Genomic DNA, 14,001 nt, shown 5'->3' with positions numbered 1-14,001 from the left:
GAAGAAACGGCGGGTTTTATACCATATTCAACACATGACATACCACTTTACTGTTGCTTTGTGCCAGGTTACGAAGATAAAAAGTGCGTTTTCTCGAAAAATCATGATCGTGACTATAATGCCGTAATGAATATACGGCATATAGGGCAGGTAGTAGTTATGGGAGTATGGCAAACGAACGAACAGGAAAACCAGAGGCTTTTTTAGGTTTAGCCACGATATTAAAAATGACTGCGCCACGTGCAGGTACTTGGTCCAAATTAGCCAAAAGTTCTATCTGATAAGTATCTTGCTTTAAGACATAATCTTCGCCCAACAACGCATTATTCTTTCTAAAATCTTTAGCGGAATCAGTATCAAATGTTTCATGCCCAATAGATTTAACATGACGTTCTTCAAATAAAAATTTAAGGGCATCCATTCCCCACCCAGGTATTTGGTTATTGCCACAATCATCTTTATTATCCATTTTTTCCTGAGATGGCCAGCGTTTACTCCAATCAGTTCTGAGCGCAACGAAAGTACCTGACTCAATAATTCCATATTCTTCTTCAAATTTAAGAATATCTTCTTTAGAGAGTGAAAAATTAGGGTCCTGTTTTGCTCTTTCTGATTGATCAAGTACGATTAAAGGTAAAACCAATTCTTTTAATTCCAACTGATCAAGACAACGAGCATTAGGGACAAAATGGCAGGGAGCATCAATGTGAGTCCCATATTGGCCGGGAAAGGAAAATTTCTGAACAAAAAAGCCATCCTTATAATCAAACAGTGTTTTAAACTCGGCTGAATCAAGCATAAAAAAGTGTGGAGAATCTTTATCGAAGCCATGAGTCAAATCGACCCATTTTTTTGACTTCAACAAAGTGAGTGCTTGTAAAATGCTATTTGACATAAAAAAACCTCATTTTTGATAATTTCTTGATGTTATTTTTACCACTATTGCATGATGAATGCTGTAAGATTTGTTGCCGTAAATAGTGATGTTCCTCATGTTTTATTCACTTTTATTGTTCTAGTAATGAACATACGACATAAAGGCATAATAGGTTTAAAGGCAGTGGGGTTCGTTGTTTCTGGCTACTAAGGCTTATGTTAGACTCGTCAGGTATGAGCACATCAGATTATTTTTCTTATAAACGGAAAATTATAAAGAAATAACAAAAAATAAGATGATTGATTTTTGCATTGGTTAAAATTAAAAATCCAATATAATAAAAAAATATATATTATACGTTTTTGGGGAATTATTATTAATGTGATTTATTTTTATCTTGTTGTTATTTAATGTTTTTTACTTTAATTGAATTTCATTGATTAAAATTGAAAATCTTTTGCAAATTATTTGTTGAAATTTTTCATAAAAAAGAAATTGATATCGTTTATGATTTAATTAATCCCCAAAAGCTCATCAGCATTGATTTAAAAAGGAACGACTATGCTTTGGAAGAATACTTCTAACCAATTTGGTCATTTATCTGTCCTTCTACACTGGTTGGTTGCATTGGCTGTGTACGGCATGTTTGCGCTAGGGCTGTGGATGGTGACATTGGGGTATTACGATACGTGGTATCACAAAGCCCCTGAAATTCATAAAAGCATCGGAATGGTACTGCTGATAGTGATGGTTGTGCGTGTTATCTGGCGTTTTGTTTCTCCACCACCCAAGCCATTAGCCAGTTATAGCCGCTTAATCAGAGTCAGTGCTGTTTTGATGCATATTTTGTTGTATATCTTACTGTTTAGCATTTTGATTAGTGGTTATTTAATTTCGACCGCTGATGGACAGTCAATTGCTGTCTTTGACTGGTTTACTGTGCCGGCCACATTAATCGGTCAGGGCAAACAGGCAGATACTGCTGGAATGATTCATCTTTATCTTGCTTGGGCGGTGGTAATTTTATCGCTATTACACGCTGTTGCGGCATTAAAACACCATTTTATTGATCGTGATGCAACCTTAAAGCGGATGCTAGGTTTCCGCCCTGAATAATACAAAAGACGATTATGGAGAAGAATATGTTGAAGAAGACATTACTTGGCTTGACAGCAGGCGCACTGTTACTGAATGCAGGTTCGGCGTTAGCCGCCAATTATAAAATTGATATACCGGGCCAGCACGCCTTTATTCAATTCCGTATTCAGCATTTGGGGTACAGTTGGTTATATGGAACATTTAAAGATTTTGATGGTTCTTTCACATTTGATGAGAAAAACCCGGCGGCGGATAAAGTTGATGTGACGATCAAAATAGCCAGCTTAGATACCAACCACGCTGAACGTGATAAGCATCTGCGCGGTAAGGATTTCTTTAATACGGATAAATATCCTGAAGCAAAATTCACTTCAACAGCAGTGAAAAAAGAGGGGAATAAATATGTTGTTACCGGTGATCTGACTTTAAATGGCGTGACAAAGCCAATAGTGCTGAATGCAGAGCTATTGGGTGAAGGTAAAGATCCGTGGGGCGGCTACCGCGCAGGTTTTGATGCTTACGGCAAAATCAAACTGAAAGACTTTAATTTCCAAAAAGATTTGGGGCCTAAATCACAGGAAGCGGAACTACTGATCTCTATCGAAGGCGTCCGGGAAAAGTAATACGCTGATTACTTAACTCAGTTGTGTAATTTATTAAGGGCTGCGCATTGCGTGGCCTGTTTTATTGATGCTCTATTGTATTTAGCAATGTACATTATGAATGTATCTCACGGATTCCCATCTGAAAAATAGGGTGGAGTTAGGTTAAATAAGGATAGGGAATGGTGGGTTGTCATCTGCCAAGTGAAATAATGTAATTTTTCACTTGGCATTATATCAATGAGACTGTTTATTATATTGGTAATACGTATTCATATAGTTTTTATTTTTTTTCCTCAAGAGGAGAATACCGAGACTCTATTATAACATCGACACGAAACTCTCCAGAGTTATCGTAATATACACCGGGTGTATCAGAGAACAGAAGTACCAGTTCACCATCTACGGGAACCGTTCTATGGAGCACGCCATTACCAATCCTATAGGTTTTGCCGCCAATTTTTGCAACGAGATTGTATTCTGGATTCGTAGAGAGCGTGATGCTACCTTGAGGTGCGGCTATCATATTATTTTCTTTGCCGTATCTCACCCATCCGTTAGCGACAATAGATATAACGTCTCCTTGTTTGAGAATAAGCCCTGTGGATTTACCGTTTTCAGCATTACCTGGAACACTTCCTGACCAATCAGACATAGTATTACCTCTAGAAATTAGGTTTTATAAAAATAGTTTTTTTAAAGATGTTTAACTGAAAGAAATTTATATTTTCCTGACAGTAGAAACAACTGTAGATATCATAGACTGTGACCTGACTTAATGAAAATAATAATTTTATATCGATGATTTATTTAATATAACAATTGCTTTTTTACTTTTATTTTTTTATGGAATATTAATTTCATATTGGAATGATAAATTTATGGTTATTTTTGATTTTAAATGATTCCAACGAATGGTTGGAATGAAATATAATAATTCTTATTTTTAATTTTCTAATCTAATTATATTAAAAAACCAGAATTTCCATTAATTCCCATTCCGTGCGGAAATTGTGTAAAATGATTACAGTAAATTATTGATAGATAGTATTTCTTGCATGGAGCAATTATTTATTACTACAAAGTGGACGTTTCACATATCGGATTGTTGTTGATTTATAAAAAAGGGATACAGGACGATCTGAGTGAATCAGAGAAGAAGATCCTGAGAGACTTAAATGAGAGGTGGTAAAGATGGATAGTAAATTGTTTGCTAGGTTGACTGAAAGCATGACACAGATGAATGAGATCATTAACGGTGAATGTGCGCCATCTCGTGAATTCATGGAGGTTATTGAAAGAGTGGTTGTGTTGGCGCCATTAAATTTCAATTATTACAAATCGAGAGTATCATTCGAGGCTTGAAACGGCTAAAACTCTTGGGCTGTTTGGGGCCAAGGGAAGGGACCAATCTATTCCATGTTAACCGGGATAAATATGACACATTTTTCTTCTATTGTTGAATTACAGGATTTAGTGGCTGATCTGGCAATATTTGAGCAAAAATTGGCGCGGTTCAAACAGCGGCTTAATTTGAATGTTGAGCAATATCAAGCCGATCATATCTCCTTACGTTGCCACGATATATCTGTAGCCGAGCGCTGGCGTAAAGGTTTTTTGCAATGTGGCAGTTTGATGTCAGAAAGTCTCATTAATGGACGTCCAATCTGCTTGTTTGATTTAGAACACCCAATCGTAGTGCTTAATTGGCAAATCGATTGTGTTGAACTGCCCTATCCTGGCAAGAAAACTTACTTGCATCAAGGATGGGAACATGTGGAGCTAGTGCTGCCCGTGGCGCCTGAGATCTTATCAACAGCAGCAAAAGCATTATTACCGCAACCTTTGCCGGCAGGTTTTTCTGTCAAAGAGAGTCAACCCAAAGGGGAACAGGAGCGGCTGCCTAATCCCACCTTAGCTATCACTGATAGTGAGATCACAGTCAAGTTTCACCCATTTACATTGCGTGAAATTGTTAAAAATGAGCACTAGCCAGCAAAATTGACTTTTTCGTCTTTGTGATCCAGATAAAAGTTCTGACCTTGTGATTTCCTACAAATCATCGGCAATAATTAGATGTCATAGTTAGTGAATTGAATTACTGAATCGCTTAGATTCATTGATTGCTCGTTAATGACTGGGTGTCCAAGGAACTTCTGATGACAAAGTTAGAAATTTGTTGTTTTAGCGTAGGTTGCGCATTAATCGCACAACAGGCGGGTGCTGACCGAATAGAGTTATGCGCCAGTCCGGCGGAAGGGGGATTAACACCGAGTTTTGGTACATTGAAGCAGGCTATTGAGCAATTAACTATTCCTGTACATCCCATTGTACGTCCAAGAGGTGGTGATTTTTGCTACGGTCACTCAGATTTTGAGGTGATGAAAAATGATGTTGCTCAGATCCGTGATATGGGATTTATGGGCGTCGTTTTTGGTGTGTTAGATGAAGAAGGGCATATTGATTTGCCCCGTATGCAACAATTGATGACGCTGTCTGGCGATATGGCCGTCACTTTTCACCGTGCATTTGATATGTGTTTCAATCCTTATGTGGCTCTGGATCAACTCACTCAACTTGGTGTTAAACGAATTTTGACTTCCGGCCAGCAACAGAATGCTGAATTGGGATTACCTTTATTGAAAGAGCTGCATCAAGCCAGTCAGGGGCCAATTATTATGGCAGGTGCGGGTGTTCGTATGAGTAATATTCATAAATTTATTGATATCGGGTTAACGGAAGTTCACAGTTCGGCAAGCCGGATTATGCCTTCTACCATGACCTACCGTAAAGCGGGGGTGACGATGAGCGCGGACAATGAGGCAGATGAGTTTTCACATTATTGTGTTGATGGTGGTGTAGTAGAAGTAATGAAAGGGATGTTGAGTCTGACTTTGTTTGAATAAAATCTATACCCGTCATCTTTCAAGTTGCCTCTTTGTTGGCTGCGCTCACTCACCCCGGTCACATAGTTCGCTATGCTCCCGGGGATTCGTTCCCTTGCCGTCGCGATGCATCTTGAAATCCATAGGGTATATTATGAACTGGCCCAGAGTTGGGCCAGTTCGCAAAATCAGGGCTTACGGGCAATCAGTACTGCCCGCAGAGGGGCAGGATAACCCTCAATGGTTTTACTGCTATCAGTAGGATCAAGAAAATCAGATAACGATTCAGTTCTCATCCAGGTTGTACGACGTTGTTCTTCTGTGGTTGTTACCGCTTGATCGGCAATTTTCACATCGACAAAACCGCACTTCTCTAGCCAAATTTTCAACATTTTTGCCGAAGGAATGAAGTAGACGTTGCGCATTTGAGCATAACGTTCACCGGGGATTAAACAGGTATGTTCATCTCCTTCAACAACCAGACTTTCCAAGACCAGCTCACCATCGGACACCAGTTGGTTTTTCAATTGCCAGAGATGGTCAAGAGGAGAGCGGCGGTGATAGAGGACTCCCATCGAAAAGACCGTATCGAAGGCGGCCAGTGCTGGTAATTGTTCAATGCCCAGAGGTAAAAGATGAGCGCGTTGATCATTACCAAGTAACTTTCTGACGGCTTCAAATTGGCAGAGGAAGAGTTGAGTTGGATCGATACCAACGGCAAGTTCAGCCCCTTCACCTACCATCCGCCACAAGTGATAGCCGCTGCCGCAACCAACATCAAGAATTGTCCGGCCGGATAGTGGGGAAATATGAGGCAATACCCGATCCCATTTCCAGTCTGAACGCCATTCAGTATCAATATTGACACCATAAAAAGAGAATGGGCCTTTACGCCACGGCATGAATACCTGCAATATATTGGTAATGCAGACTTTTTCACCTTCGGATAGGGCAGGATTACGTTCTGCGATTACGCCATTTTTCAAGTCTAATTGGGTTGGTGAAATTACAGGTAGGTTTTCCAGGGTTTTTACCCATGATTTAAAACTGCCGTGCAGGGCCGCTTTTTGCCATTCATGCAGTTGAGCAGGAAGGCAATTAAGCCAATGCTGGAGGTTATTGCCTGCAATAAGTTGATAAAAATTACCGAAATCGATCATTTGTCGGCTCCTTTTATCGCCAGCAGTGAACCAAAGTTGAAACATTGAAACCAGACTTCAACATGGTTAAAACCGGATTGATGGAGACGAGATTTATGTGCTTCCACAGAATCGGTCAACATCACATTTTCAAGCATGCTGCGTTTCTGGCTGATTTCCAGTTCGCTATATCCGTTAGCACGCTTAAAATCGTGGTGCATATTAAATAACAACTCACCAATTTGTTGATCTTCAAAGCTGAATTTCTCTGATAAAACTAAAACGCCGCCGGGACGCAATCCCTGATAAATCCGGTTTAGTAAACCTTGTCGATCTTGCGGATTGAGGAATTGTAAGGTGAAATTTAGTACGACCATCGAAGCATGTTGAATGTCGATATCAAGAATATCGGCTTCAATGACTTCAACCGGTGTTTGTGCCCGGAAAGCGTCAATGTGGCGACGACAGCGTTCTACCATTGCCGGGGAATTATCAACGGCGATAATTTTGCAGTTTTTAGCGGCAATATTGCGGCGTATTGCCAGAGTTGATGCGCCTAGAGAACAACCCAGGTCATAAATTTGACTGTTTGATGTCACGAAACGACCGGCCAGCATACCAATCATAGAAACAATATTTGAATAACCTGGCACGGAGCGTTGGATCATATCAGGGAAAACTTCGGCTACCCGTTCATCGAAATGCCAGTCTCCCAGATTGGCAATGGGCGTGGCAAATAGGCTATCCCTTTGATGGTAAGGATCTTGATTTGACATAACAGCATTAATTATCAGAAAAAATAGAAGGTGGCATTCTAACAGATGTAAAGCTTGACCTTGAACCAATTTTCTTTGTGTTTAAAAGTAGTGAATAATGGAAGTATTTGAGAAACTTGGGTGTTGCACAAAAATCATATCATGGCGCGATCAATCCTTGGTTTCATTAGTCAATCAGCGTTAGGGGAGCTTTGGGTTTTATATAAACAAGCAAAGATGCATTGAAAAAGAGGTTAGGTCATCCAATTAAGGAGCAGCTAAAGAAAAAATTGGCTGAACGTTTAGAAAACCCTCATGTGCCGTCAGCAAGATTAAGTGGGCGAGCGAACCGATACAAAATTAAATTGAAGTCTTCTGGCTACTGCTTAGTTTATGAAGTGAATAATGGCAATAAGATTATCTTGCTGGCAATTGCTATTGGTAAACGGGCCGGAGATGCGGTTTATACTCTCGCCAATGAGAGGTAAAAAAACAACACTTGCTCGCTTTGCATATCAACGTTGGAAAGTCTTCCTTACATGGGAAACAGCTATGGTTAGAATAACAGGCAGCAAGGTTTGCTGCCTGTTATTTTAGCGCCGGTGCTATTCGCTTCGTTAGTAGAGAGAAAATATCTGTTCCCAAGGCAAGTAGTAAATATTCGTCATCACCATTAATATGATTGAAAGATAAGTCGCTACCATGCCTGAACGTCGCCGGCGGAGCTCACGGTGGTGCAGGCCATAATAATGCAAGATTCTGCCGGTGAGCAGAATCAAACCACAGACATGTATCATCCAGACATTTGAGCCGTTCATCTCCATCATGACCAGCAATAACATAGAGATGGGAATATATTCCACAGCATTACCGTGGATGCGGATCGCTGTTTGTAGTTCGTAAAAACCACCATCTCCATATGAGACACGATATTGCGTCCTTAACTTAACCACATCAAAAGACAGCTTAATCAATAATAGTGCGCCCAACACAACATAAAGCGAGCTAACCATTTTTAACTCCATTGCCTAACCGAAATTGGCCAATTAAGTTATGATAAACCGCAAAAATAAAACTGTCGCTATAAATAGATGGGAATTGAAAACAAATTGCCTGATTATCAGACATCAAGCAATGGTATAGCATCGGGATATTGCCTGCCCTTATCTCTGAGTAGAATTTCTATTATAATGACGACCTTTTTTCCGCAGCAACAGCACAACAGCCGAGTAAAAGGATATTGTATGCGTACTGATTATTGTGGGCAGTTGAATCTGACCCATGAAGGCCAGAAGGTGACTCTTTGTGGTTGGGTAAACCGCCGCCGCGATCTGGGTGGCTTGATTTTTATTGATATGCGTGATCGTGAAGGGATAGTTCAGGTATTTTTTGACCCGGATCAGCAAGCCGCATTTTCTCTGGCTGCTGAACTGCGTAATGAATTCTGTATTCAAATCACCGGTACTGTACGCGCCCGTCCTGATAGCCAAATCAACAAAGATATGGCTACCGGTGAAATAGAGGTTTTTGCGGAAAGTTTAAATATCATCAACCGTTCCGAACCTCTGCCTTTGGATAGCAACCAGACGAACAGTGAAGAGCAGCGTCTGAAATATCGCTATATCGATCTGCGCCGGCCTGAAATGGCAAATCGCCTGAAAACACGCGCTAGAATCACCAGTTTTGTTCGTCGTTTCATGGATAATCAGGGTTTCCTGGATATTGAAACGCCAATGTTGACTAAAGCAACACCCGAAGGCGCCCGTGATTATTTGGTGCCAAGTCGTGTTCATAAAGGCAAATTTTATGCCTTGCCTCAATCCCCGCAGTTATTTAAACAATTGCTGATGATGTCCGGTTTTGACCGTTATTATCAAATTGTTAAATGCTTCCGTGATGAAGACTTACGTGCAGATCGCCAGCCGGAATTCACCCAGATCGACGTGGAAACTTCCTTTATGACTGCCGAGCAGGTAAGGGAAATGATGGAAATGATGATCCGCGAATTATGGCTTGAAATTGAAGGTGTTGAGCTGGGGCATTTCCCGGTGATGACGTTTGCTGAGGTGATGCGTCGTTTCGGTTCTGATAAACCTGATCTGCGTAACCCATTGGAGTTGGTTGATGTTGCTGATCTGGTTAAAGATGTGGAATTTAGTGTTTTTGCTGAACCGGCGAATGACAGTAAAGGCCGCGTAGCCGTCATTCGGGTACCCGGTGGTGCTGAGCTTAGCCGTAAGCAGATTGATGAATATGGCAAATTCGTTGGGATTTATGGCGCAAAAGGGCTGGCTTGGATGAAAGTCAATGCACGTGCTGCCGGTCAGGAAGGGGTGCAAAGCCCGATAGCCAAATTCCTGAATGCAGAGGTGATTGAAAGCCTGCTTTCCCGTACTGATGCACAGGATGGCGATATTTTGTTCTTCGGTGCTGGCAGTGTAAAAGTGGTCACTGATGCCTTGGGAGCGTTGCGTCTGAAATTAGGACGTGATCTGAACCTGACAAAATTGGATAGCTGGCGGCCATTGTGGGTTATCGACTTCCCTATGTTCGAAGATGATGGGGAAGGCGGCCTGACCGCCATGCACCATCCATTTACTTCACCGTGTAATATGTCAGCGGAGGAGTTGGAGCAAGATCCAGTTTCGGCCATTGCTAATGCTTACGATATGGTGATTAACGGCTACGAAGTGGGTGGTGGCTCGGTGCGTATTCACCGTAACGAAATGCAACAGGCGGTGTTCCGTATTCTGGGTATTGATGAGCAGGAACAACAGGAGAAATTTGGCTTCTTGCTGGATGCGCTGAAATTTGGTACGCCGCCCCATGCAGGTTTGGCATTTGGTCTTGACCGTCTGGTGATGTTGCTGACAGGGACGGATAACATCCGTGATGTTATCGCCTTCCCTAAAACCACCGCTGCCGCTTGTTTAATGACGGAAGCGCCAAGTTATGCCAATCCGTCGGCACTTGAAGAGTTATCAATCTCTGTTGTTGCCAGAAAAGAGAGTGAATAATGGTTTATAAGCGCCCTGAATCCGTGCTGGTGGTTATTTATGCGTTTTCCAGCCGACGGGTGCTGATGTTACAGCGGCGGGACGATCCTGGTTTTTGGCAGTCTGTGACAGGCAGCCTTGATGGCGACGAAACGCCGCGTGAGACAGCATTGCGCGAAGTGCAAGAAGAAGTTGGTATTGATATCATAGGTGAAAATCTTGAATTGATAGATTGCCGACGTTCTCTCTATTTTGAGATTTTTACCCACTTGCGCCATCGCTATGCTCCAGGAGTCACCCGTAATAAAGAGTACTGGTTCTGTCTGGCATTGCCTGAAGAGCGAGAATGCTTGTTGACTGAACATCAGGCTTACCAGTGGCTGGATGCGGATAAAGCAGTCAAGCTCACTAAGTCGTGGAGCAATCAGCAGGCGATTGAAGAGTTTGTCATTGAATAAGTTTATTAGACGTTTTATCGGAGAACCTTATGGCAGGTCATAGTAAATGGGCCAACACCAAGCACCGCAAAGCTGCGCAGGATGCGAAACGCGGTAAGATTTTCACCAAAATCATCCGAGAGCTGGTAACGGCAGCCCGTCTGGGGGGTGGAGATCCGGCATCTAACCCACGTCTGCGTGCCGCGATTGATAAGGCACTGTCCAATAACATGACCCGCGATACTTTGAACCGTGCTATCGCCCGTGGTGTCGGCAACGATGACGCGGATAACATGGAAACCATCATTTATGAAGGTTATGGTCCGGGGGGAACGGCGGTGATGGTTGAGTGCTTGAGTGACAACCGTAACCGTACTGTTTCTGACGTTCGTCATGCTTTCACTAAAACTGGTGGTAATTTGGGCACTGATGGCTCGGTTGCTTATTTGTTCACCAAGAAAGGGGTGATTTCTTACGCGCCAGGACTGGATGAAGATGCGGTTATGGAAGCGGCGTTGGAAGCCGGTGCTGATGATGTAGAAACCTATGATGATGGCGCGATTGATGTTTACACTACACCAGAAACCTTTGGTGATGTGAAAGATGCGTTAGATGCAGCGGGTTTTGTGGCTGAATCAGCAGAAGTTTCGATGATCCCTTCCACTAAAGCAGAGTTAGATGCGGAAACTGCGCCTAAATTATTGCGCTTGATTGATATGTTGGAAGATTCAGACGACGTACAAGAGGTTTACCATAACGGTGAAATCTCTGATGAAGTTGCTGCGTTGCTGTAATTTTAATTGGATTGTACAGCGTAGAGAAAGTGGGTTGTGCTGCGGTACAGGACACTTTCTCTAACGTTTTTATCTCCTTTATTAAAGGTGATAATCAAAGGCGAATAGACAGAATATGGCGATTATCTTAGGTATCGACCCAGGTTCCCGCGTCACTGGCTATGGTGTGATCCGTCAGCAGGGGCGTCATTTGAGCTACCTTGGTAGTGGTTGTATCCGAACAAAAGTTGATGATCTGCCTAGCCGGTTACAGCGTATATATGCGGGTATCCTTGAAATTATTACGCAATTTCAACCAGATGCTTTTGCTATCGAACAGGTTTTTATGGCAAAAAACGCCGATTCAGCGCTGAAATTAGGGCAAGCGCGGGGAGTGGCGATTCTGGCTGCCGTTAATCAATCGGTACCGGTTTTTGAATATGCTGCTCGGCAGGTGAAACAAACGGTTGTCGGAACCGGGGCGGCTGAAAAAAGTCAGGTTCAGCACATGGTGCGCTCGGTGCTGAAATTGTCTGCTAACCCGCAATCGGATGCGGCAGATGCATTGGCTATTGCGATAACCCATTGTCACTTTAATCAGAATCTTTTGCGGGTTGGCGATCCCAGATTAATCTTGTCACGTGGACGTTTAAGATAACGGCTGGATATGCATCCAGCTTTTTTTATGTTATAACCATAAGCAGAACAATCAGTTTTATTTTTAGGGGGTAAACGAGTGATAGGGCGTCTCAGAGGAATTGTGTTGGAAAAACAACCACCCTTGGTTTTACTGGAAACGAATGGCGTTGGTTATGAAGTCCATATGCCAATGACCTGTTTTTATGAATTGCCTGATGCCGGACAGGAAGCTGTTCTGTTTACTCACTTTGTTGTGCGTGAAGATGCGCAATTACTTTATGGTTTTAATGATAAGCAGGAACGGGCGCTATTCCGTGAATTAATTAAAGTGAATGGCGTAGGGCCTAAATTGGCGTTGGCTATTCTTTCGGGCATGTCTGCGCAGCAATTTGTTTCTGCTATTGAACAAGAGGCGATCGCTTCTTTGGTTAAACTGCCGGGCGTGGGTAAGAAAACTGCCGAACGGCTGGTGGTTGAAATGAAAGATCGCTTTAAAGGGCTTAATGGCGATCTCTTCAATCAGAGCAGTGATATTAATTTGCCGGCAACGGCCAAACAGACAACTTCTGACGCTGATAGCGAAGCAGAAGCCGCTGCGGCATTGGTCTCTCTGGGTTACAAGCCACAAGAGGCTAGTCGCATGGTCAGTAAAGTCGCTAAACCGGGCGCTGATTGTGAAACACTTATCCGCGAAGCACTTCGCGCCGCTCTTTAAGTTACAGGGGTAAGCTATGATTGAAGCTGACCGTCTGGTTTCTGCGGAAGTTTTGCAAGACGATGAAGCCATTGACCGCGCAATCAGACCTAAGTCGTTATCTGAATATGTTGGGCAGCCGCAAGTCTGTGAGCAGATGGAGATTTTTATTCAGGCTGCCAGACAGCGTGGTGATGCTCTTGACCATCTGCTGATTTTTGGTCCGCCGGGGTTGGGGAAAACAACGTTGGCGAATATTGTCGCCAATGAGATGGGGGTCAATCTTCGCACAACTTCTGGCCCGGTTTTAGAAAAGGCGGGGGATCTGGCGGCAATGTTGACCAATCTTGAACCGCATGATGTGTTGTTTATCGATGAAATTCACCGCTTGTCGCCGGTGGTGGAAGAAATTCTCTATCCGGCAATGGAAGATTATCAACTGGATATTATGATTGGCGAGGGGCCGGCAGCCCGTTCGATCAAAATTGATTTGCCTCCTTTTACCCTGATTGGGGCTACTACTCGTGCAGGTTCTTTGACTTCTCCGTTGCGTGATCGGTTCGGTATCGTGCAGCGCCTTGAATTTTATAATGTGGACGATTTGCAAAGTATCGTCTCCCGCAGCGCCCGTTTTATGGGGGTAGAGATCACTGACGATGGCGCCCGGCAGGTTGCCATGCGTTCTCGTGGAACGCCGAGGATTACGAACCGTTTACTACGCCGGGTACGTGATTTTGCTCAAGTGAAGGGGAATGGCTCGATTGATGGCGATATTGCCGCCAGAGCGTTGGATATGTTGAGTGTAGATGCTGCCGGTTTTGATTATTTGGATCGTAAGTTGTTGATTGCCATCATTGATAAATTTATGGGCGGGCCGGTTGGGGTAGATAACCTTGCCGCTGCTATTGGTGAAGAGCGGGAAACGATTGAGGATGTACTGGAGCCCTTTCTAATTCAACAGGGTTTTATTCAACGGACTTCCCGTGGACGAATTGCCACCGAACATGCTTATCGTCATTTTGGCATGGTCAGAGATCAGGAATGAGCTGTTTAATTGCCTGAAAAATCGGGATGGGTATTCTTACAAGGGAAACCTATCACAAGGG

General features: G+C 43.0%; 16 protein-coding genes and 1 pseudogene. 12 read left to right on the top strand and 5 right to left on the bottom strand.

Annotated features, from left to right (window positions below; genetic code table 11):
- Positions 1-157: 157 nt before the first annotated feature.
- On the bottom strand, positions 158-895 hold the full coding sequence (locus tag TI10_RS03430) for a cyclase family protein (RefSeq protein WP_049581789.1): 738 nt from the start codon (positions 893-895) through the stop codon (positions 158-160).
- Positions 896-1,438: 543 nt separating this feature from the next.
- Between TI10_RS03430 and TI10_RS03425 the strand changes: the two genes are divergently transcribed.
- Together TI10_RS03425 and TI10_RS03420 are read left to right on the top strand one after the other, a co-directional pair.
- The gene (locus TI10_RS03425; RefSeq protein ID WP_049581788.1) at positions 1,439-1,993 is read left to right on the top strand and encodes a cytochrome b; all 555 of its coding nucleotides are present in this window, start codon (positions 1,439-1,441) and stop codon (positions 1,991-1,993) included.
- A gap of 26 nt (positions 1,994-2,019) precedes the next feature.
- Complete coding sequence (locus TI10_RS03420; protein ID WP_049581785.1) at positions 2,020-2,598, top strand: YceI family protein; 579 nt, start codon at positions 2,020-2,022, stop codon at positions 2,596-2,598.
- A 262-nt stretch (positions 2,599-2,860) separates the two neighbouring features.
- On the opposite strand, the gene TI10_RS03415 is transcribed toward TI10_RS03420, so the two are convergent.
- Positions 2,861-3,232, bottom strand: coding sequence for a LecA/PA-IL family lectin (locus TI10_RS03415; RefSeq protein WP_049581784.1), 372 nt, complete (start codon positions 3,230-3,232; stop codon positions 2,861-2,863).
- A 539-nt stretch (positions 3,233-3,771) separates the two neighbouring features.
- On the opposite strand from TI10_RS03415, the pseudogene TI10_RS23410 reads away from it, so the two are divergent.
- The 3 genes and pseudogenes from TI10_RS23410 to cutC form a co-directional block, all read left to right on the top strand.
- A pseudogene (locus TI10_RS23410) lies at positions 3,772-3,861 on the top strand (transcriptional regulator); the annotation flags it as partial.
- 153 nt (positions 3,862-4,014) lie between these two features.
- Complete coding sequence (locus tag TI10_RS03410) at positions 4,015-4,569, top strand: VOC family protein (RefSeq protein WP_049582160.1); 555 nt, start codon at positions 4,015-4,017, stop codon at positions 4,567-4,569.
- Between the two features lie 167 nt (positions 4,570-4,736).
- Positions 4,737-5,483 carry a copper homeostasis protein CutC gene (gene cutC, locus TI10_RS03405; RefSeq protein WP_049581783.1) on the top strand — a complete coding sequence of 249 codons (747 nt, stop codon included), beginning with the start codon at positions 4,737-4,739 and terminating at the stop codon, positions 5,481-5,483.
- 167 nt (positions 5,484-5,650) lie between these two features.
- Here the strand turns inward: cutC and cmoB are convergent, their stop codons facing one another.
- A complete protein-coding gene (gene cmoB, locus TI10_RS03400) occupies positions 5,651-6,622 on the bottom strand; it encodes a tRNA 5-methoxyuridine(34)/uridine 5-oxyacetic acid(34) synthase CmoB (protein ID WP_049581781.1) in 972 nt (323 codons plus the stop codon).
- The gene (gene cmoA / locus TI10_RS03395; RefSeq protein WP_049582159.1) at positions 6,619-7,377 is read right to left on the bottom strand and encodes a carboxy-S-adenosyl-L-methionine synthase CmoA; all 759 of its coding nucleotides are present in this window, start codon (positions 7,375-7,377) and stop codon (positions 6,619-6,621) included. Before cmoA ends, cmoB begins: the two co-directional genes overlap by 4 nt.
- 221 nt (positions 7,378-7,598) lie before the next feature.
- On the opposite strand from cmoA, the gene TI10_RS03390 reads away from it, so the two are divergent.
- The gene (locus TI10_RS03390) at positions 7,599-7,844 is read left to right on the top strand and encodes a type II toxin-antitoxin system RelE family toxin (RefSeq protein ID WP_049581780.1); all 246 of its coding nucleotides are present in this window, start codon (positions 7,599-7,601) and stop codon (positions 7,842-7,844) included.
- Between the two features lie 129 nt (positions 7,845-7,973).
- Here the strand turns inward: TI10_RS03390 and TI10_RS03385 are convergent, their stop codons facing one another.
- Positions 7,974-8,369 (bottom strand): MAPEG family protein, encoded by a 396-nt coding sequence (locus TI10_RS03385; RefSeq protein WP_049581779.1) that lies wholly within the window; start codon positions 8,367-8,369, stop codon positions 7,974-7,976.
- 231 nt (positions 8,370-8,600) lie between these two features.
- Between TI10_RS03385 and aspS the strand changes: the two genes are divergently transcribed.
- From aspS to ruvB, 6 genes are all read left to right on the top strand, one after another.
- Positions 8,601-10,373 (top strand): aspartate--tRNA ligase, encoded by a 1,773-nt coding sequence (gene aspS, locus TI10_RS03380; RefSeq protein ID WP_049581778.1) that lies wholly within the window; start codon positions 8,601-8,603, stop codon positions 10,371-10,373.
- On the top strand, positions 10,373-10,810 hold the full coding sequence (gene nudB, locus TI10_RS03375; protein ID WP_049581777.1) for a dihydroneopterin triphosphate diphosphatase: 438 nt from the start codon (positions 10,373-10,375) through the stop codon (positions 10,808-10,810). The genes aspS and nudB overlap by 1 nt, the downstream gene beginning before the upstream one ends.
- 29 nt (positions 10,811-10,839) lie before the next feature.
- Positions 10,840-11,583, top strand: coding sequence for a YebC/PmpR family DNA-binding transcriptional regulator (locus tag TI10_RS03370; RefSeq protein ID WP_036806426.1), 744 nt, complete (start codon positions 10,840-10,842; stop codon positions 11,581-11,583).
- Positions 11,584-11,698: 115 nt separating this feature from the next.
- Positions 11,699-12,220 carry a crossover junction endodeoxyribonuclease RuvC gene (gene ruvC, locus TI10_RS03365; RefSeq protein ID WP_049581775.1) on the top strand — a complete coding sequence of 174 codons (522 nt, stop codon included), beginning with the start codon at positions 11,699-11,701 and terminating at the stop codon, positions 12,218-12,220.
- 78 nt (positions 12,221-12,298) lie between these two features.
- Positions 12,299-12,916, top strand: coding sequence for a Holliday junction branch migration protein RuvA (ruvA, locus tag TI10_RS03360; RefSeq protein WP_049581773.1), 618 nt, complete (start codon positions 12,299-12,301; stop codon positions 12,914-12,916).
- Positions 12,917-12,932: 16 nt separating this feature from the next.
- Entirely contained in the window at positions 12,933-13,940 is a 1,008-nt protein-coding gene (ruvB, locus tag TI10_RS03355) for a Holliday junction branch migration DNA helicase RuvB (protein ID WP_049581771.1), read from the top strand.
- Positions 13,941-14,001 lie beyond the last annotated feature (61 nt).

Origin of the sequence: Photorhabdus luminescens subsp. luminescens (assembly GCF_001083805.1) — a bacterium.
Classification (GTDB): Bacteria; Pseudomonadota; Gammaproteobacteria; order Enterobacterales; family Enterobacteriaceae; genus Photorhabdus; species Photorhabdus luminescens.
This window is presented reverse-complemented; position numbering and strand designations above follow the sequence as displayed.

Excerpts from the sequence above, each read along its gene's own strand:
- TI10_RS03385 (WP_049581779.1), bottom strand. The coding sequence starts at position 8,369 with ATGGTTAGCTCGCTTTATGTTGTGTTGGGCGCACTATTATTGATTAAG.
- TI10_RS03370 (WP_036806426.1), top strand. The coding sequence starts at position 10,840 with ATGGCAGGTCATAGTAAATGGGCCAACACCAAGCACCGCAAAGCTGCG.
- cmoB (WP_049581781.1), bottom strand. The coding sequence starts at position 6,622 with ATGATCGATTTCGGTAATTTTTATCAACTTATTGCAGGCAATAACCTC.
- ruvC (WP_049581775.1), top strand. The coding sequence starts at position 11,699 with ATGGCGATTATCTTAGGTATCGACCCAGGTTCCCGCGTCACTGGCTAT.
- TI10_RS03430 (WP_049581789.1), bottom strand. The coding sequence starts at position 895 with ATGTCAAATAGCATTTTACAAGCACTCACTTTGTTGAAGTCAAAAAAA.
- TI10_RS03425 (WP_049581788.1), top strand. The coding sequence starts at position 1,439 with ATGCTTTGGAAGAATACTTCTAACCAATTTGGTCATTTATCTGTCCTT.
- aspS (WP_049581778.1), top strand. The coding sequence starts at position 8,601 with ATGCGTACTGATTATTGTGGGCAGTTGAATCTGACCCATGAAGGCCAG.
- nudB (WP_049581777.1), top strand. The coding sequence starts at position 10,373 with ATGGTTTATAAGCGCCCTGAATCCGTGCTGGTGGTTATTTATGCGTTT.
- TI10_RS03410 (WP_049582160.1), top strand. The coding sequence starts at position 4,015 with ATGACACATTTTTCTTCTATTGTTGAATTACAGGATTTAGTGGCTGAT.
- TI10_RS03415 (WP_049581784.1), bottom strand. The coding sequence starts at position 3,232 with ATGTCTGATTGGTCAGGAAGTGTTCCAGGTAATGCTGAAAACGGTAAA.
- TI10_RS03420 (WP_049581785.1), top strand. The coding sequence starts at position 2,020 with ATGTTGAAGAAGACATTACTTGGCTTGACAGCAGGCGCACTGTTACTG.
- cmoA (WP_049582159.1), bottom strand. The coding sequence starts at position 7,377 with ATGTCAAATCAAGATCCTTACCATCAAAGGGATAGCCTATTTGCCACG.
- ruvB (WP_049581771.1), top strand. The coding sequence starts at position 12,933 with ATGATTGAAGCTGACCGTCTGGTTTCTGCGGAAGTTTTGCAAGACGAT.
- cutC (WP_049581783.1), top strand. The coding sequence starts at position 4,737 with ATGACAAAGTTAGAAATTTGTTGTTTTAGCGTAGGTTGCGCATTAATC.